Source organism: Rhodopseudomonas palustris, from assembly GCF_034479375.1.
Taxonomy (GTDB): domain Bacteria; phylum Pseudomonadota; class Alphaproteobacteria; order Rhizobiales; family Xanthobacteraceae; genus Rhodopseudomonas; species Rhodopseudomonas palustris_M.
Genome location: NZ_CP140155.1, coordinates 4,745,103 through 4,762,947, shown reverse-complemented (window position 1 = coordinate 4,762,947; position 17,845 = coordinate 4,745,103). Strand labels below are relative to the sequence as shown.

The window sequence follows — 17,845 nt, the reverse complement described above, 5'->3', positions numbered from 1 at the left end:
TTTCGCCGCGATGAATCCGCTTCCGGAAACCGCAACGGCCTCCGCGAGGGAGGCCGTTGGAACCGAGCCTCGAGGGTCGGCGGGTCGCTGGCAGGCCGGCGGCGCGGGCTGCCTCACATCAGCTTGTCGAGCGTGATCGGCAGGTCGCGAATCCGCTTGCCGGTGGCGTTGAAGATCGCGTTGGCGACCGCGGCGCCGACGCCGGTGATGCCGATCTCGCCGATGCCGCGGGCGCCCATCGGGGCGCGCGGATCCGGGATGTCGGTCCAGATCACGTCGATCGCCGGCACGTCGAGATGCACCGGGACGTGATACTCGGCGAGGCTCGGATTCATGATCCGGCCGTTGCGGTCGTCGAACTGCGTCTCCTCCATCAGCGCCAGCCCGAGGCCCATGATGATGCCGCCACGGAACTGGCTCGCCGCGGTCTTCGGGTTGAGGATGCGGCCGCAATCATACGAGCCGAGGAAGCGCCGGACCCTTGTTTCGCCGGTGACGCTGTTGACCCCGACCTCGCAGAACAGCGCGCCGAACGAGTGCATCGACCAGTGCATGGTCTCGAGCGGCGCCGAGGCGCTGCCTTCGGCCGTGACGTGATCGCGGCCCGAACGGGTGAGGATCGAGACGTAGCTCTCGTGCCGCGACGGATCGTCGAGCTTGGCGAGGCCGCCATTCACCGTGCCGACCTCGTCGGCGCTGAGGCCCGCCAGCGGCGAGTCGTTACCGGCGAGCTTGAGCAGTTCCGCGATCAGCACGTGATGCGCGGCGATCACCGAGGCGCCGATCGACGCGGTCTGCTGCGAGCCGCCGGCGAGCACGACGCCGGGCATCAGCGAGTCGCCGTAAGCGAAATTCACCTGATCGCGCGACAGGCCGAGGCGGTCGGCGACGACCTGGGTATGGGCGGTGGCGGTGCCCATGCCCATTTCATGCGCGGCGATTTCGACTTTGACGGAACCGTCGAGGGTCAGCGTGATCCGCGCGGCGCCGCCGGGCATGCGATGATACGGATAGGTCGCGGTGGCGCAGCCGATGCCGACAAGCCACTCGCCGTCGCGAACGCTGGCGGCGGTCGGGTTGCGCTTCGACCAGCCGAAGCGCTCGGCGCCGGCGCGCCAGGCCTCGGCGATGTGGCGGGCCGAGAACGGCGTGCCCTTCAGCGGATCCTCTTCCGGCTGGTTCAGGATGCGCAGTTCGACCGGATCCATGCCGAGCGCCACCGCCATCTCGTCGATCGCCGATTCCATCGCGAAGGTGCCGACCGCTTCGCCCGGCGCCCGCATGAAGGTGTTGGCGAGCATGTCGAGATTGACCGCCTCGACGTCGAGTTTGATGTTCGGCGAACCGTAACTACTCATCGTCGGCAGGATGAACGGCTCGGGAAACGCATTCTGCCGCGCGGTCGCCACCGTGCCGGTGTGGATCAGCGAGACGAAGCGGCCGTCGGGATCGGCGCCGATGGCGAAACGCTGCTCGGTGAGGGTGCGGCCGCCGATCAGCCGGTACACGCCCTCGCGCGACAGCGCGATGCGCACCGGCCGGCCGGCGAGCTTGGCCGCCGCGGCGCCGAGCACCTGATGCTGCCACAGGCACTTGCCGCCGAAGCCGCCGCCGACGAACGGCGAGGTGACGTGGACCTGCTCCTCGGCAATGCCGAAGATCTGGCCGAGCGACCATGCGGTGTGATGCACCGCCTGCGAGGCGTCGTGGACGATCAGCCTGTCGCCGACCCACGCCACCGTGGCGGCGTGCGGCTCGATCGCATTGTGATTGTGCCGCGGCGTCGAATAGCGGCAATCGACCCGGACCGGCGCCTTGGCGAGCGCGGCTTCGGCATCGCCCTTCTCGGTCTTGAGCGGCTGCCCCATGAACAGGCCGGGCTCGGTGCCTCTGGCCTTCGCGGTGCCGAAGCTGGTCACCGCAGCCTCGGCCTCGTAGGTGGCGCGGATCAGCGAGATCGCGTGATCGGCCTGCTCCTGCGTTTCCGCCAGCACCAATGCGATCGGCTGTCCGTTCCAGTGGATGCGGTCGTCCTGCATGATCGGCAGATTGTCGCCGCCGCCGGCCTTCTCGGCGGTCATGAACAGCGGCATCGGCGCCATCCGCGGCGCGTTGCGATGGGTCATCACCAGCACGACGCCGGGCGCTTGCTCCGCCTGCGTCGTGTCGAGCGTCGCGATCCGGCCCTTCGGCACGGTACCGAACATCAGCGCGGCATAGAGCATGCCGTCGAGCGCGAATTCCGCCGCGAACGGCGCGGCGCCGCGGACCTTCAGCGGGCCGTCGATCCGCGGCACCGACGCGCCGATCGAGCCGTGCTTGGCGCGGCTCAGCGGATCAGGCTCGCCGCCCGGCATCCAGCTATCCGGCGCAAGCGCGACGGCCTTCTCCATCACGTCCTGCACGGCGCCTCGAACCGCCTGCTTGGCTTCGTTGACGATGCTCATCGGGCATCTCCTGCAAGTTCGCCGAGAACGGCGGTGATGGTGCGTTTAGCCAACTCGATCTTGAAGGCGTTGTCGCGAAGCGGCACGGCGTCGGCGAGCTCCGCCTCGGCCGCGGCGCGGAACGTCTCCGCGTTGGGCTCGCGGCCGCGCAGCGCCTGCTCGGCCTTATGAGCACGCCAGGGTTTGTGGGCGACGCCGCCGAGCGCCAGCCGTACGTCCTTGATCGTATCGCCCTCGATGTCGAGCGCGGCCGCGACCGACACCAGCGCGAACGCGTAGCTCGAACGGTCGCGGACCTTGCGGTAGGTCGAGCGCGCGGCGATCTTCTGCGCCGGCAGTTCGATCGCGGTGATCAGTTCGCCCGGCTGCAGCATCGTCTCGAGGTCGGGCCGATCGCCCGGCAGACGATGCAGTTCGACCAGCGGCAGCGCGCGTTCGCCGCCATTGCCCTGGAGATGCACCACCGCATCGAGCGCCGCGAGCGCGACGCACATGTCGGACGGATGCGTCGCGACGCAGGAATCCGATGCGCCGAGGATGGCGTGGTTGCGGTTGAAGCCGTCGATCGCATCGCAGCCCTGGCCCGGATGGCGCTTGTTACAGCGCGAGCCGGCGTCGTCGTAGAAATAGGTGCACCGCGTCCGCTGCAGCAGATTGCCGCCGACCGTCGCCATGTTGCGGATCTGCGCCGAGGCGCCCGCCAGGATCGCGCGCGACAGCATCGGATAGCGCGTGCGCACCGCGCGGTGCTCGGCGAGCGTGGTGTTGCGCACCGCGGCGCCGATCAGCAGGCCGCCGTCGTCGCGTTCGGTGATCTCCGCCGGCAGACCGGTGATGTCGACCAGCGCCGTCGGGCGCTCGATCGTCTCGCGCATCAGATCGATGAGATTGGTGCCGCCGCCGAGAAATTTGGTCTGGACGCCGGCGCCGATGCGCAGCGCGGCGGCGACGTCGCCCGCCCGGGAGTAATCGAAAGGAGTCATTCCGCCGCCTCCGCATAGGTTTCGCTGATGGCATCGATGATGCCGTTATGCGCGCCGCAGCGGCACAGATTGCCGCTCATCCGCTCGCGGATTTCGTCGTGGGTGAAGGGGATGAACTCGTCCGCCAGATCGGCCGTGACGTGGCTCGGCACGCCGCGCTGGAGTTCGGCCGCCATGCCGACCGCGGAGCAGATCTGGCCCGGCGTGCAATAGCCGCATTGAAAGCCGTCGTGGTCGATGAAGGCCTGCTGCAGCGGGTGCAGCCCGTGCGCGTCGGCGAGGCCTTCGATTGTGGTGACGCTGCGTCCGGCGTGTTGGACGGCGAGCGACAGGCACGACACGATGCGCTCGCCGTCGACCAGCACGGTGCAGGCTCCGCAGGCGCCCTGGTTGCAGCCCTTCTTGGTGCCGTGCAGATGCAGGGTCTCGCGCAGCAGATCGAGCAGGGAGACGCGTGGATCGGACGGGACCGGGCAGTCGACTCCATTGATCCGGATCGATCCGGCTGATGCAGCACTTCGATCGGCGGTCATGTGGTCTCCTTCGAGGATGTTTTGATACAAAAGCGCAAACGGCGGCATCCGCCGCATCGCTGCACGGGACGGAAAAAGCGCTAACCGCGAAGCGGCTTGTTGGTTCGGGGCCTGAGTTGCCGGCACCGATGCCGCGTAGCCCGGCAGGCATCGATGTGAGATAACGGACCGGCAACTGCTTATACGGAACATTGTTCCGTTTATCAAGAGGTATTCTCGTGTCCGAAAAGCCGCCGCCGAAAGGCACGCCGCGGCGGGTCCGCGCGGATGCGCAGCGCAATCTGAAGACGCTGCTCGACGCGGCGCTGACGGTGTTTGCGACCTCCGGCGTGGAAGCTCCGGTGCGGGAGATCGCCGAGAAGGCCGGCGTCGGGATCGGCACGCTGTATCGCCACTTCCCGCAGCGGTCGGACCTGATCGTGGCGGTGTTTCGCAACGGGGTCGATGCCTGCGCGGAGGCGGCCGCGGAGCTGGCCGCCTCGCATCCGCCGTTCGAGGCGCTCAGCCTGTGGATGCAGCGCTATGTCGACTTCGTGGCCACCAAGCGCGGGCTCGCCGCGGCGCTGTATTCGGGCGACCCGGCCTATGACAGCCTGCCGGCCTATTTCGAGCAGCGGCTACGCCCGGCGCTGCAGTCGCTGCTGGATGCGGCCGGTGCGGCCGGCGAAATCCGGCGCGACATCGAACCGTTCGATCTGCTGAAGGCGGTGGCGCAGCTCTGCACCTCGGCGCCCGGCGGCGATCCGGACCATACGAGCCGCATGGTCGCGCTGCTGATCGACGGGCTGCGCTACGGCGCAGGCAAGGCGGCCAAAGCCGGCGATTGACGCGTCGCCGCGCAACGAAACCCGCGACCCGTGACGGGATTCGGTCTGGCCGGATGTGGGCTGATTTGGCGACGGGTGGTCCATCCGAGGATGGTGGGCGCGACAGGGATCGAACCTGTGACCCCCTCGATGTCAACGAGGTGCTCTCCCGCTGAGCTACGCGCCCTTGGTCGTCTGTACGGGTGGCGTCCCTATATCGGCTTCGCGCCGGACAGGCAAGGACACCAAAGCAGGATTTAGCGGGGATTCCGGACCGCGATCAGGCGGCCAGCATCTTGTTCACTTCGCTGACCAATTCCCGCAGATGGACGGGCTTGGACAGAACCTTGGCGTTTTTCGGCGCCTCCGAATCGGAATTCAGCGCAACCGCGGCGAAGCCGGTGATGAACATGATCTTGATGTCGGGGTCGAGTTCGGAGGCGCGGCGCGCCAGTTCGATGCCGTCCATCTCCGGCATCACGATGTCGGTGAGCAGCATTTCGAACGGCTCCTCGCGCAGCCGCTGATAGGCCGACATGCCATTGTCGAAGGAGGAGACCTGAAATCCGGCGTTTTCCAGCGCCTTGACCAGGAACCGGCGCATGTCGTTGTCGTCTTCGGCGAGGAGAATCTTGTGCATGGTTGCTGGCTTTGATCCGGACGGGAGAACTGCGATTCAGTTAGACGGGGCTTTGGTAAATTTCGGGTGAAATTTCCGCCGCGGGCGGTTCGCAGGTGCGATCAATCCTGCGCCCGATCACCACGGGAAGCAACAATTCGAGGCACTTTTCGCGGCGGCCGCCATTAGACCCAACTTGGAATGATTTTGCTTGGCACCGCCGAGGCGAACGCCGACAATCTCGCCGAGACATCATCGCACGGATGGGGCCAGCCGGAGGTCAGCGGATTTGACGGACGACCGACAACGATGACCGGGTTCGACGATGAATTCTCGCCCGCGTTCGAGATTGCCGAGCCGGCGGTCTGGCGCGCTCCGATCATTTTCAATTCGCCGCATTCCGGTTCAGTGTATCCGAACGCCTTCCTCAACGCATCCCGGATCGACCTCGAGGCGCTGCGGCGCTCCGAGGATTCGTTCATGGACGAGCTGATCGACCATCTGTACGACCGCGGTTTCCCGGTGTCCCGCGTGCATTTTCCGCGGTCCTATATCGACGTCAATCGTGAACCCTACGAGCTCGATCCGCGGATGTTCCACGGCCGGCTGCCGAGCTTCGCCAATACCCGCTCGATGCGGGTCGCCGGCGGGCTGGGCACAATTCCCCGCGTGGTCGGCGACGGCCAGGAGATCTATCGCGAGCGGATTCCGGTCGACGACGCGCTCGGCCGGATCGAGACGCTGTACAAGCCGTATCACCGCGCGCTGCGCCGGCTGATCAACAAGGCCCACCAGACCTGGGGCACGGTGATTCTGGTCGATTGCCATTCGATGCCGTCGGCCGGCGTCGCCCGCGACGAACCGCGGCGGCCCGACGTGGTGATCGGCGACCGCTACGGCACCAGTTGCGCGCCGCTGATCGCCAGCGTGGTCGAGGAGACGATGGCAGCGCGGGGCTATTCGGTCGGCCGCAACAAGCCCTATGCGGGCGGCTTCATCACCGAACATTACGGCAATCCGGCGAACGGCCTGCACGCCGTGCAGGTCGAACTCAACCGCGCGATCTATATGGACGAGCGGCTGCGCCAGCGCAGCGAGCGCTTCCAGCGCGTGGCCGAGGATTTCACCGTGCTGGCCGACGCACTCGCCACGATTCCGCAAGCCGATCTCGGGCCGTTCCAGGCTGCAGCCGAATAACAGCGATCATGCGCCAGCGCGGCAACGCTCGCATGACGCGCCGAACATTGCGCGGGCGCCTCGTGCGCGGCGCCGACAAGAAGCCCTGACAGCCAAGCAGCCCAAAAAGAAAAAAGGGCCGCTTGCGATGGCAAGCGGCCCAAGTCTAGGGAGGAAACGCCCAAGGAGGGCAGCGATAGCGCGAGGCGCTACCGCACCGCAACAATATGCGACCGCGGCGCACAAAGCGCAAGTGTTTTTGAGCCGTTTTCCATGCAAAAAACGCATGTCAGAGCACCAGATACGCACCGGGCGACATTCGATTTATTTGTGCCAAATCAATGAGATGAAATCGATACCCGCGCTGCGGATGCGACAAAAAAGCCGGGGTTCCCGCTGTGACAATCGAAGCCCCGCCGGCAAGAAACGAACCGATCGCAACGTCATCCGAAAAATGTGAATGACGCTTTCACGGATGGTTCAGCCTCTGGACCGCGGATCATGCGGCATAATAAGTGAGGCGGACGGGCGGGGTTTCAGGCAAGCCTAGGACCTCGTGCAGTGTAACCTCAGACTGACAAGGATCGCCCGTGACGGTCATCGATTTCGCCGCCTTTATCGGACGCCTCGCGACCTCGTCCGGCGACACCATCCTGCCGTTCTTCCGCACGTCGCTGACGATCGACAACAAGCAGCCCGGCCGCGATTTCGATCCGGTGACCGAGGCCGACCGCGCCGGCGAGGCGGTGATGCGCCGGCTGATCAAGGGCAGCTTCCCGCAACACGGCATCGTCGGCGAGGAATTCGGCAACGAGCGCGAGGACGCCGATTACGTCTGGGTACTGGATCCGATCGACGGCACCAAATCCTTCATCGCCGGCTTTCCGGTGTGGGGCACGCTGATCGCGCTGCTGCACAAGGGAACGCCGGTGTACGGCATGATGCATCAGCCCTTCATCGGCGAGCGATTCTGGGGCGACAACGGTTCGGCATCGTACAAGGGCCCGTCCGGCGAACGCAGGCTGACGGTGCGGCGTTGCGCGACGCTGAAGGACGCGACGCTATTCACCACCTCGCCGCTGCTGATGAACGACACCGACCGCGCGACTTTCGAACGGGTGCAGGCCGAGACCCGGCTGACCCGGTTCGGCGGCGACTGTTACTCCTATTGCATGCTGGCGGCGGGGCAGCTCGATCTGGTGATCGAGACCGAGCTGAAGCCCTACGACGTCGCGGCGCTGATCCCGATCATCACCGGCGCCGGCGGCATCATCACCACCTGGGAAGGCCAGCCGGCGCAGAACGGCGGCCGCATCGTCGCCGCCGGCGACAAGCGCGTCCACGAGGCCGCCATGAAGATCCTCAACGGCTGAGCGCCGGCGGTCAGGGCGGCGCCGACCGGCGCAGATGCGCGACCAGCTGCTGGGCCGGCCGTGGCAGCGCCTTCAGGCTGCGCGCGCAGATCACCAGCTTGCGGCTGGCCCATTCGTCCAGCAGCCGCACCGCCCGAATCCGCATGGTCCGGGCGTTGGCTCTGACCGCGGTTTCCGGCATCACCGCCACGCCGACCCCGGCCTCGACCAGCTGGCACAGGCCGGCGAAATCCCGCAGTCGGGCGCGAAACCGCAGCCGCGCGCCGAGCCGCGCCGCCTGCGCGGCGACGTGCGCGTGCAGCGCGTTCGGCCCGGCAAGCCCGACGAAATCCCGCTGCAGCACCTCGGCCAAACGGATGCCGCGGCGCTGCGCCAGCGAATCGCCCGGCGGCAGCAACAGCACCAGGCGATCATCGCAGAACGCAAAGCGCTCCAGCGTGTCCGGCACCGCGGTGTCGACCGCGATGCCGACCTCCGCGGCGCCGGCCGCGATCGCCTCGGCGATCTCGGCGCTCTCGCGCTCCTCGACCTCGACGTTGAAATCGGGATGCGCGGCCAGAAACTCGGCCAGCGTCTTCGGCAGATGCTCCGAAAGACTGGCGGTGTTGGCGAGCAGATGAACGCTGGCCTTCAGGCCCCGCGCATGGGCGGCCAGATCGCCGCGCATTACCTCGACGTCCTGCAGCACCACCCGGGCATGGCCGAACAGGCTCTCACCCGCCGCCGTCGGCGTGACGCCGCGGCGGCCGCGGCGCAGCAGCGTCACACCCAGCGCCTGCTCCAGCCCGCGGATCCGAGCGCTCGCCGAGGCCAGCGCCAGATGCGCCCGCGCCGCGCCACCTGTGATGCTGCGCGCCTCCACGACCGCGACGAACAGCTGAAGGTCGACCAGGTCGAACCGCATGGCGTCCCCCGCTGCCTTCGGCCGTGACGAAGGCTGATTCTGGAGTCTCCACATTGTGCCCGACTACGCGTTGCGTCAATGTACCGCGATGCCCGATCCGATCCTGATCCTCATCGCCGCCGTTTTCGCCTTCGCCGGCTTCGTCAAGGGCGTCATCGGCCTCGGCCTGCCGACGGTGTCGATCGGCCTGCTCGCGGTGATCATGCCGCCGGCGCAGGCGATGGCGATCGTGATCGTGCCGGCGATCGTCACCAATATCTGGCAGACCCTCGCGGGCCCGTATCTGCGCGACATCATCCGCCGGCTGTGGCCGCTGATGCTCGGCACCGTGATCGGCATCCGGCTCGGCTCCGGGCTGATGACCGGACCCTATGCGCGCTACGGCACGCTGGTGCTGGGCGTGCTGCTGGTGATCTACGGCATTCTCGGGCTGAGCAAGACGCGCTTCCATGTCGCGCGCGCGCACGAAAAATGGGTCGGCGGCCCGGTCGGCCTCGTCACCGGCGTGGTCTCGGCCGCCACCGGCGTGCAGGTGATCCCGTCGATGCCCTACATGCAGGCGATCGGGATGGAGAAGGACGAGCTGGTGCAGGCGCTCGGGGTGTTCTTCACCACGGCGACGCTGGCGCTGGCGTTCAACCTCACCGATGCCGGGCTGCTGTCGGTCGCCACCGCGCTGCCCGGCGGGATCGCGCTGGTCGCGGCCTTCGCCGGGATGTTCGCCGGCCAGGCGGTGCGCAACAAGATGCACCCCGATACGTTCAGGCGCTGGTTCCTGATCTCGATCATCGCGCTCGGCTGCTATCTGTCCGCCGAGACACTGATGCGGATGTTCGGCTGATCAGCGCGTCTGCATCAGCGCGACGCGCAGGCCGAGCGCGACGAACAGCGCGCCGAGGCCGCGATTGATCCATTGCAGCACCCTGCCCGAACGGCGCAGCCGATCCGAGGCGCGCGCCGCGAACGCCGCCAGCGCCAGACAATACAGCGTGCCATTGGCGACGAAGATCAGGCCCAGCACGAGGAACGCGACCGCCTTGTGCGGCGCCTCGGCATCGACGAATTGCGGCAGGAAGGCGAGGAAGAACAGCGCCACCTTGGGATTGAGCGCGTTGGTGAGCATCCCCTGGCGAAACACCTGCGAGGGCCGCAGCGCCGGCGCGCCGTCGGACGCCGCCGCAAAGCCGGTCGCGCGCGACAGCAGCATGCCGATGCCGAGCCAGATCAGATAGGCGGCGCCGATCAGTTTCACGGCGGTGAAGGCCAGCGTCGAGGCCATCAGCAGCGCCGACAGCCCGACCGCCGCCGCCGTGACATGCACCAGGCAGCCGGCGCTGACGCCGAGCGCCGCCGCGGCACCACCCTTCCAGCCGAACTGAAGTCCGCGACCGAGGATGAACGCGGTGTCCGGCCCCGGCGTGACATTGAGTAGCAGCCCGGAGGCGACGAACAGCCAGAAGTCGTGAATGCCGAGCATCGTGTTCTGCCTCTGCAAGGATGATTGCTGCCGATCTCCACCCGGGATCGGAGCGCCGGTCAAGCCGGTCCGCACGCGCAAAAACTCGGTACGCCACAGCGCCCGCCGACGACAAAAGAACGCCTTGTTAAGATGATCGAAACCGTAACGAGGCCTCCTGACAAGGGGCATTTTCGAGCCGACGGGATCCGACCACGCATGACGAAAACCGGCAACAGGCTGACACGCGTCGCGGCGATGACACTCTTGGGTGCCGCGCTGCAGACAACCGCCGCCCAGGCGCAGAGCCCGTTCGACGTTTTCAATCTCTTCACCGGCGCCTTGCCGGACAAGACGCCCGCCGCGCCCGCCGCGCCGCGCCCGGCCAACGTCACCGCGCAGACGCCGAGCGCGCCGCCGCCCGGCAACGGCAGCGCGCGGCCCGCCGTGCAGCCTTGGAGCGGCGAGGACGGCGGATCCGGACATCCGCTGATGACCGCGCAGGCGATCCGCGAGGCGGCCGCCAATTTCGACAATTGCGTCGCGTCGATGTGGCCGGACGCGCAGCGCCGCCGCATCTCGCGCGACAGTTTCGAGCGCTACACCGCGGGGCTTGCGCCCGATCTGCGGCTGATGGATCTGATGGATTCGCAGCCGGAATTCACCAAGTCGATCTGGGACTATCTCGACATCCTGGTGAACGACAACCGCCTCGCGAGGGGCCGCGAGATCCTCGCGCAATACAAGCCGCAATTCGACGCGGTGGAGCGCGCCACCGGCGTCGACCGCTACATCATTGCCTCGATCTGGGGCATCGAATCCAACTACTCGACCCAGATGGGCGACCGCTACGTCGTCAACTCCACCGCGACGCTGGCCTGCGTCGGGCGACGGCAGGCCTACTTCAAGGACGAATTCCTCACCGCGCTGGAGATCCTGCATCGCGGCGATCTGCGTCCCGAGCAGCTCCGCGGCTCCTGGGCCGGCGCGTTCGGGCCGACGCAGTTCATGCCGACCGCGTTCAAGCGCTTCGCCGTCGACGCCGACGGCGACGGCCGCCGCGACGTCGTCGACAATCCCGCCGACCTGATCGCCTCGACCGCCAACAACCTCAAGAAGGACGGCTGGCAGCCCGGCGCGACCTGGGGCTACGAAGTGGTGATGCCGAAGGGCTTCAACTACATGATGGCCGACCGCAAGCAGATGCAGACGCTGGCGCAATGGGAGCAGATGGGCGTCAAGCGGCCGAACGGTCAGCCGTTTCCACGCGCCACCGACAAGGCGTATCTCTTGGCGCCCGCCGGCGCCGAAGGCCCCGGCTTCCTGATGCTGACCAATTTCCGCGTCATCATGAAATACAACCCCGCCGAAGCCTATGCGCTGGCGATCGGCCATTTCGCCGACCGCCTGCGCGGCGGCCCGCCCTTCGTCCAGCCCTGGCCCCGCCACGAACGCGTGCTGTCCCGCAGCGAACGCCTCGAACTGCAGCAACTCCTCGCCCAACGCGGCTTCTACCGCGGCACCCCCGACGGCCAGTTCGGCAGCCTGACGAGAGAAGGACTGCGGAATTTCCAGGCGTCGATCGGAGCGCCGGCGGATGGATTCGCGACGGGGGAGATGCTGGAGAGGTTGAGAGGAAGGTAGTACGGAAATCGTAGATTTATGTAGGTGCAACCCACCGGCTTCTTTGGTAACGTTCTTGAGTTCTCATTTATGCATAACTCGGAATTATGAACGACTTAGACAAGATTTTAGTCCGCCAATCAGCTGAGCGTCTTTACCAGGAAGGTCAGCCAATCTGGAGCCCGGACGATCGCTGGAATGTCTATAAGCGATCCAGGATAAGTAAATTTGCGACCATGCTCGCAAAGCCAATTATCGATGCCGCTCCGCGGATCTTGGACGCTGGTTGCGGCTCAGAGCCATATAGTTGGCTTCCGGAGCGCACGGTTAGTTTCGATAAATTTCACGGACAAATAAAGGGCCGATCTAGTCCAGTCGCTGGAGACCTTGAAAGACTGCCCTTTGGCGATAGAACGTTTGATTTGGTTGTCTGCGTAGCCTCTGTACTTAACTACGTGTCCGCAGCCGAGGCAATTCAAGAGCTCTCAAGGGTCGTTCGCCCGGGAGGGCATCTTCTGATCCACTACGAGACATCCACAAGCTTTGAGCATCTGTTTAGCTCCAGGTGGGGGAAGCCAGTCGTCCGGATCGACACGATCAACAATGGCGAAGATGATACCCTTTGGGTTTACAATCCAAATTATATCAATGCCTTACTTGGAGCAAACGGCTTTCGAATCGTTAAAGACGATCACTTTCATATTCTATCAGCTCTTGCGTTGAGGTTTGGACTCAAGCAGGGACCCGCAGCTTTCTTCGCTAGTGCTGACCGCTTCGTCGGGGCTGCCTGGATGTTCTCTGACGATGTTATTACTTTAGTCGAAATGCCTCCATGAGCATTCTGCGCAATCTTGAGTTCATCGCAAATAGTGAAATCAGCAAAATTGAGATTCCCATTGCCATCCCAGCAACGAGAAGCTCTTGCGCCAGCGCAACGGTAGTAGCGACTGCTGCAGGCACAGCTATCATGCCGATATAGAAAAGTGTAGGGGTGTCCGCTCTCGGCACTGGATCAAGCGAAAACGGCAGCTCTAAATTTTTCATCCCATTCAACACGATCTTCTTCTCGCGCAATGCACGATCAGATATTTTTGTCAGAAGATCAGTTGCTGCGCGGCGATATACTTCACCCCTCTCAGGGGGCATGGTCCTGTCGTACCATAGCCCATAGTGCGTTTCGTAAATCAAGCGGACCAGGCGGACGAATTCTCTAGGCGAGAGTTGGTCGCGGTCAGGTTGAGACCAAAATAGCAACGCGGCCCTGCAACTGTCACGGTCGGTTAGGATTGTAGGGTCGGGGGCCCAATATGCTGCCTTTGCAACCTTGAATCCGACCATTCGCATTAGTCGAACCAAGATTGCAGGCTTTATGCTTGCAGCAACGCTTTCTTCGCGAAGCATAATTTCCGCGATTACGTGATCGACGCGGATGCGGCGTGCTTCTAGATATTTAGCGATCAGCTCGCAAAATCCAAAGAAGGCACCAAATCCGCGTAGGTTCGGGGCTATCACTAGATGATCCACTATGCCGATAGGTCCATCAACGTAGTGCATGAAGGTCGCGAAGCCGCACGGCGTTCCATTATAGGTTAGACCGAAATAAACGATAGATTGCCCTGAGACAGGTGAACTCAAGAATTCGACGAGTTCATTGGTGGCCGTTCGGTGCTCGGGGCCGAAATGGTGGACATACAAAGTGAGAAATTCGGCCAGCCGGTTCGACCGAGCTCTTCGCCGATCGAAGATCTCCAGTTCAAAAGTGGATGCGATTGAATTCATAATTCCGAGTTATGTGCTCTCGCGCAGGCCTCCTTAGGGTTGGAACGCGGAGAGATTGCAATCGATAACCGTAGTTGAAGATCCTAAGCATGGAGCGTGGCAATCCTTCCAGATCTCCCCCAAAACCTCTCCGCCCCGGTTGGGCGGAGTACGGAATGACCCTCACGAAATCGATCGCCGCATTTCTCGATCATTGCTCGGTCGAGCGGCAGTTGTCGGACCATACGTTGCAGGCTTATGGCTACGATCTCGCGGACTTTGCCGCCTGGATCAGGACACGACGGCGGAAGGACAAGGCGTTCGGCGCCGACGCTTCAATCCAAACCGACCATCTTCGCGCCTATCTCGAGCACATGACCGAGCGGAAGCTGTCGGCTGCGACGGTGCGGCGGCGGCTCGCCTGCTTGCGGTCGTTTTTCCGCTACCTGGAAGATCGCGGCACGATGCCCAATCCTTTCGATGGCTGGCGGCTGAAATTGCCGAAGCGCAAGCGGTTGCCGCGGACGCTGTCGCGCGACGAGACCACGCGGCTGCTGAAATCGGCGCGAGCGCCGGGTGCGGCCCGGCATGCAGCACCCGAGTCGCCATCGCTGTGCACCGAAATCCGACTGATGATCGCGACCGGCATCCGGATCGGCGAACTCTGCAAGATCGCCAGCACGGACGTCTCCAGCGACGGCGCGGCGATCCGGATTCACGGCAAGGGCTCGCGCGACCGGATGGTGTACGTCACCGACAACGGCCTGCGCACCGAGCTTCGCAAGCTCGCGGTGCTGCGCCAGCGTAGGCTCGGCGGCGATGGGCCGCTGTTCCTCAACCGCAACGGCGACAAGCTGCGGCCGCATTCGTTTCGAGCCAAGCTGCGCAATTTCGCCGGCCAAGCCGGCGTCCGCCGCCGCGTCACGCCGCACATGCTTCGCCACACCGCCGCGACGCTGCTGATCGAGAGCGGCGTGGATATCCGGATCGTGCAGCGGCTGCTCGGCCATTCGAGCATCGCCACCACCGAGATCTACACCCACGTCTCCGACGAGGCGCTGCGGTCGACGCTGGCGCGCGCGAACATTCTCGCCGGGCTGGCGCGCTAACCGCACCTGCCGCGACGCCATCGCCCATCGGGTGGTTGTTCGCTTCCACAGTTGACAAAACCACCATCGCGGGCCCTACTGACGGCATGATCAACCTTGCCGCCCATCGCAATGATAAATACCGTGCCTCCATCGGGGCCGGGGATGCTCGCGCGCGCTAGATCGACACGCAGTTCGCAATCACCCAAACCCCGCCGGTTTCGACGGGGTTTTTTGTTGCGCTCCGTCGGCCGGCTCCTTTCGAAGGAGACACCACGATGGAGACCCAATCCGAGCCGCCCAGCGGGCTGTGGCTGCCGCTGATCACGCCGTTTCGCGACGGCGCGCTCGACGCAGCCTCTTTGCGCCGGCTGATTGCCCACTACGCGCGCCAGCCGATCGACGGGCTGATCCTCGCCGCCACCACCGGCGAAGGGCTGACGCTCGACGAGGACGAAGTCGAGCAACTGGTGATGCTGACCGCCGAGGCGCTGGCCGAGGCCGGCCGCGCGCTGCCGGTGTGGCTCGGCCTGTGCGGCAGCGATACGCGCAGACTGGTGCGGACGCTGGCGCGGGTCGCGAACTGGCCGGTCGACGGCTATCTGATCGCCTGCCCGTCCTACTCGCGGCCGTCGCAGCACGGCCTGGTGCTGCATTTCGAGGCGCTGTCGGACGCCGCGACGCGACCGATCATGATCTACAACATTCCCTATCGGACCGGCGTCAATCTCGGCAACGCGGCGATGCTGCGTCTCGCCGCACGCGACAACATCGTCGGCGTCAAGGATTGCTGCGCCGATACGCGGCAGACGGTGGAACTGCTGCACGACAGGCCGCGCGGCTTCGCGGTGCTGAGCGGCGAGGACGCGCTGTATTTCGGCGCGCTGGTGCGCGGCTGCGACGGCGCGGTGCTGGCCTCGGCGCATATCGAGACCGAGGCCTTCGCCGCGGTGCGGCAGCGCATCCTGGCCGACGACCGGCTCGGCGCCTCGATCGCGTGGCAGCGGCTCGCCGAGGTGCCGCGGCTGTTGTTCGCCGAGCCCTCGCCGGCGGCGCTGAAATACGCGCTGTGGCGGCTGGGGCTGATCGACAGCCCCGAGCTGCGGCTGCCGCTGACCGGCGTCAGCGACGGCCTCGCCAAAGCCCTCGACGCCCGGCTTTCGGTCGCCAAATCCGATACTTACGCGTGATGCGACGGCTTAGCGCCGACGCGCCGACGCGGGCCTTCAGACCTCCGGCCGCGGCCCTTGACGGCGGCGGCCGAAGGCCGGCCTATACGAGCGAAACCTGCCCGGTTGCGGCCCGAATCCGCTAGTATAGGGGCAGCTTCACTCCCCGTTGCGAGCGAACGACGCGTATGTCCGACAAGCCGAAATCCCTGCTGGGTGCCCTGACGAGGCGCGGGTCGCTGCTGGCGGTCGCCGCTCTGCTGTTGATCGGCATCGTGGGGCCCGCTTCGGCGCAGTTCTTCGGCTTCGGCGGCCCGCCGCAGCAGCCGCCACGTCCGCAGCGCGGCATCGGGAACGGCGGCGGCGGTTACAACGGCGGCGGCGGCTTCTTCGGCAGCGACGTGTTCGCGCCGTTTCAGCATCAGGCGCCGAAGCGCGCGCCGGTGCGCAAGGATTATTCCCGCGCGCCCGCGCCGGACAAGCGCGACGCCGCGGCGACGCCCGAGCGCAACGTCGTGGTGCTGGGCGACGCGATGGCCGACTGGCTCGCTTACGGCCTGGAACAGGCCTATGCGGAGCAGCCCGACATGGGGGTGATCCGCAAGCACAAGACCGTCTCGGGCCTGCTGCGCTACCAGCCCAAGGGCGAACCGTCCGACTGGGTCGCGGCCGCCCAGGAGATCCTCGCCGCCGAGAATCCGGACGCGATCGTGGTGATGCTCGGCCTCAGCGACCGCGTGCCGATCGCCGAACCCGTGGCCGAGAAGGACAAGAAGAAGGACGGCAAGGGCAAGCCGGAAGATGCAGACGGCGCCGCCAAGCCGAATGCGAAGCCGGAGGACAAGGCGGCGGATGCCGACGATGCGGACGATGACGACGATCCGCTGCGGATCATGACGCCGGAAAAGGGCAAACGCGCCGGCGTCGCCCAGTTCCGCGACGATCGCTGGATCGAACTCTACACCAAGAAGCTCGAGGAGATGATCGCCGTCCTCAAGAGCAAGGGCGTGCCGGTGCTGTGGGTCGGCCTGCCCGCGGTGCGCGGCACCAAATCGACCTCGGACGCGCAATTCCTCAACGCGCTGTATCGCGACGCCGCCGGCAAAGCGGGAATCACCTATGTCGACGTCTGGGACGGCTTCGTCGACGAGGCCGGGCGCTATGTGCTGCAGGGCCCCGACTTCGAGGGCCAGACCCGCCGGCTGCGCTCCTATGACGGCGTGTATTTCACCAAGTCCGGCGCCCGCAAGCTGGCGCATTATGTCGAGCGCGAGATCGCCCGCCTGCTCGCCGCGCGCTCCGGGCCGATCGCCCTGCCGACCGATCCCGGCACGCCGGACGCGAGCGCCAAGCCGGACGGCCCGGCGCCGCGGCCGATCGCCGGCCCGATCATGCCGCTGGTGGCGTCGTCGATCTCGACCGAACGGCTGCTCGGCGGCCCGGGTGTCGCGCCGGCGCCGATCGATGCGCTGGTCGCGCGCACGCTGGTGAAGGGCGAGCCGCTCGCCGCACCCGCCGGCCGCGCCGACGACTACGCCTGGCCGCGCCGCGAGATCGTGGTCGAACGCGCGCAGGAGCCGCCGCCGCCGAAGGAGCCGCCGAAGAGCGCGGTGCCGGTGGCGAGTAGTGCGCCGGGCGGCGCTGCGCCGACCGCCGCCCAGCCGCAACCGCAGAAGCGCGTCGCCCGCGCCGCGCCGCCACCGCCGCCGCCCGCCGCCTCCGGCTTCTTCGGCTTCGCGCCGGCGCCGCCGCAACCGCAGATGCGCCGCGCCCCGCCGCCGACCGCCTCGGGCTTCTTCTCGATCTTCCGCTGATCGATCGGCGTCACAAGATGCACAACCTCATGGTGAGGAGGCGCGAAGCGCCGTCTCGAACCATGGGCCGCGCGGTGCATCCTTAGAGACGCGCGC

The 17,845-nt window shown here is 65.9% G+C and carries 16 protein-coding genes and 1 tRNA gene; 9 read left to right on the top strand and 8 right to left on the bottom strand.

The annotated features are described in order from the left end of the window. Positions 1-113: 113 nt before the first annotated feature. From SR870_RS21540 to SR870_RS21530, 3 genes are read right to left on the bottom strand one after another with little or no spacing between them, the layout of a single operon-like run. On the bottom strand, positions 114-2,393 hold the full coding sequence (locus SR870_RS21540) for a xanthine dehydrogenase family protein molybdopterin-binding subunit (protein WP_322518343.1): 2,280 nt from the start codon (positions 2,391-2,393) through the stop codon (positions 114-116). A 50-nt stretch (positions 2,394-2,443) separates the two neighbouring features. Continuing rightward, entirely contained in the window at positions 2,444-3,430 is a 987-nt protein-coding gene (locus SR870_RS21535) for a xanthine dehydrogenase family protein subunit M (protein WP_322515533.1), read from the bottom strand. Then, complete coding sequence (locus SR870_RS21530) at positions 3,427-3,963, bottom strand: 2Fe-2S iron-sulfur cluster-binding protein (protein ID WP_322515532.1); 537 nt, start codon at positions 3,961-3,963, stop codon at positions 3,427-3,429. Before SR870_RS21530 ends, SR870_RS21535 begins: the two co-directional genes overlap by 4 nt. Before the next feature lie 218 nt (positions 3,964-4,181). Between SR870_RS21530 and SR870_RS21525 the strand changes: the two genes are divergently transcribed. Then, positions 4,182-4,790 (top strand): TetR/AcrR family transcriptional regulator, encoded by a 609-nt coding sequence (locus SR870_RS21525; protein ID WP_322515531.1) that lies wholly within the window; start codon positions 4,182-4,184, stop codon positions 4,788-4,790. A gap of 91 nt (positions 4,791-4,881) precedes the next feature. Here the strand turns inward: SR870_RS21525 and SR870_RS21520 are convergent. After that, a tRNA-Val gene (locus tag SR870_RS21520) sits at positions 4,882-4,956 on the bottom strand. 93 nt (positions 4,957-5,049) lie between these two features. Then, a complete protein-coding gene (gene cpdR / locus SR870_RS21515) occupies positions 5,050-5,409 on the bottom strand; it encodes a cell cycle two-component system response regulator CpdR (RefSeq protein WP_011443381.1) in 360 nt (119 codons plus the stop codon). A gap of 288 nt (positions 5,410-5,697) precedes the next feature. On the opposite strand from cpdR, the gene SR870_RS21510 reads away from it, so the two are divergent. Beyond that, the gene (locus tag SR870_RS21510; protein ID WP_322515530.1) at positions 5,698-6,585 is read left to right on the top strand and encodes an N-formylglutamate amidohydrolase; all 888 of its coding nucleotides are present in this window, start codon (positions 5,698-5,700) and stop codon (positions 6,583-6,585) included. Between the two features lie 569 nt (positions 6,586-7,154). After that, positions 7,155-7,937, top strand: a complete 783-nt coding sequence (gene hisN / locus SR870_RS21505; RefSeq protein WP_322515529.1) for a histidinol-phosphatase — start codon at positions 7,155-7,157, stop codon at positions 7,935-7,937. Positions 7,938-7,947: 10 nt separating this feature from the next. Here the strand turns inward: hisN and SR870_RS21500 are convergent, their stop codons facing one another. Continuing rightward, positions 7,948-8,841, bottom strand: a complete 894-nt coding sequence (locus SR870_RS21500; protein WP_322515528.1) for a LysR family transcriptional regulator — start codon at positions 8,839-8,841, stop codon at positions 7,948-7,950. An 88-nt stretch (positions 8,842-8,929) separates the two neighbouring features. On the opposite strand from SR870_RS21500, the gene SR870_RS21495 reads away from it, so the two are divergent. Beyond that, a complete protein-coding gene (locus SR870_RS21495) occupies positions 8,930-9,682 on the top strand; it encodes a sulfite exporter TauE/SafE family protein (RefSeq protein ID WP_322515527.1) in 753 nt (250 codons plus the stop codon). Here SR870_RS21495 and SR870_RS21490 read toward each other — a convergent pair whose 3' ends face one another. After that, entirely contained in the window at positions 9,683-10,318 is a 636-nt protein-coding gene (locus tag SR870_RS21490) for a LysE family translocator (protein WP_322515526.1), read from the bottom strand. A gap of 198 nt (positions 10,319-10,516) precedes the next feature. On the opposite strand from SR870_RS21490, the gene SR870_RS21485 reads away from it, so the two are divergent. Together SR870_RS21485 and SR870_RS21480 are read left to right on the top strand one after the other, a co-directional pair. Further along, complete coding sequence (locus tag SR870_RS21485) at positions 10,517-11,941, top strand: lytic murein transglycosylase (RefSeq protein WP_322515525.1); 1,425 nt, start codon at positions 10,517-10,519, stop codon at positions 11,939-11,941. Between the two features lie 86 nt (positions 11,942-12,027). Continuing rightward, positions 12,028-12,756 (top strand): class I SAM-dependent methyltransferase, encoded by a 729-nt coding sequence (locus SR870_RS21480; RefSeq protein ID WP_322515524.1) that lies wholly within the window; start codon positions 12,028-12,030, stop codon positions 12,754-12,756. On the opposite strand, the gene SR870_RS21475 is transcribed toward SR870_RS21480, so the two are convergent. Next, entirely contained in the window at positions 12,731-13,699 is a 969-nt protein-coding gene (locus SR870_RS21475; protein ID WP_322515523.1) for a hypothetical protein, read from the bottom strand. The two genes, SR870_RS21480 and SR870_RS21475, sit on opposite strands and share 26 nt — an antisense overlap. 155 nt (positions 13,700-13,854) lie before the next feature. Between SR870_RS21475 and SR870_RS21470 the strand changes: the two genes are divergently transcribed. The 3 genes from SR870_RS21470 to SR870_RS21460 all read left to right on the top strand — a co-directional run bounded on the left by SR870_RS21470 (position 13,855) and on the right by SR870_RS21460 (position 17,749). After that, positions 13,855-14,787, top strand: a complete 933-nt coding sequence (locus tag SR870_RS21470) for a tyrosine-type recombinase/integrase (protein ID WP_322515522.1) — start codon at positions 13,855-13,857, stop codon at positions 14,785-14,787. A 257-nt stretch (positions 14,788-15,044) separates the two neighbouring features. Beyond that, positions 15,045-15,956 (top strand): 4-hydroxy-tetrahydrodipicolinate synthase, encoded by a 912-nt coding sequence (gene dapA, locus SR870_RS21465; protein ID WP_322515521.1) that lies wholly within the window; start codon positions 15,045-15,047, stop codon positions 15,954-15,956. 167 nt (positions 15,957-16,123) lie between these two features. After that, positions 16,124-17,749: a DUF459 domain-containing protein gene (locus tag SR870_RS21460; protein ID WP_322515520.1), complete on the top strand. Its 1,626-nt coding sequence runs from the start codon at positions 16,124-16,126 to the stop codon at positions 17,747-17,749. The last annotated feature ends 96 nt before the right edge of the window (positions 17,750-17,845 follow it).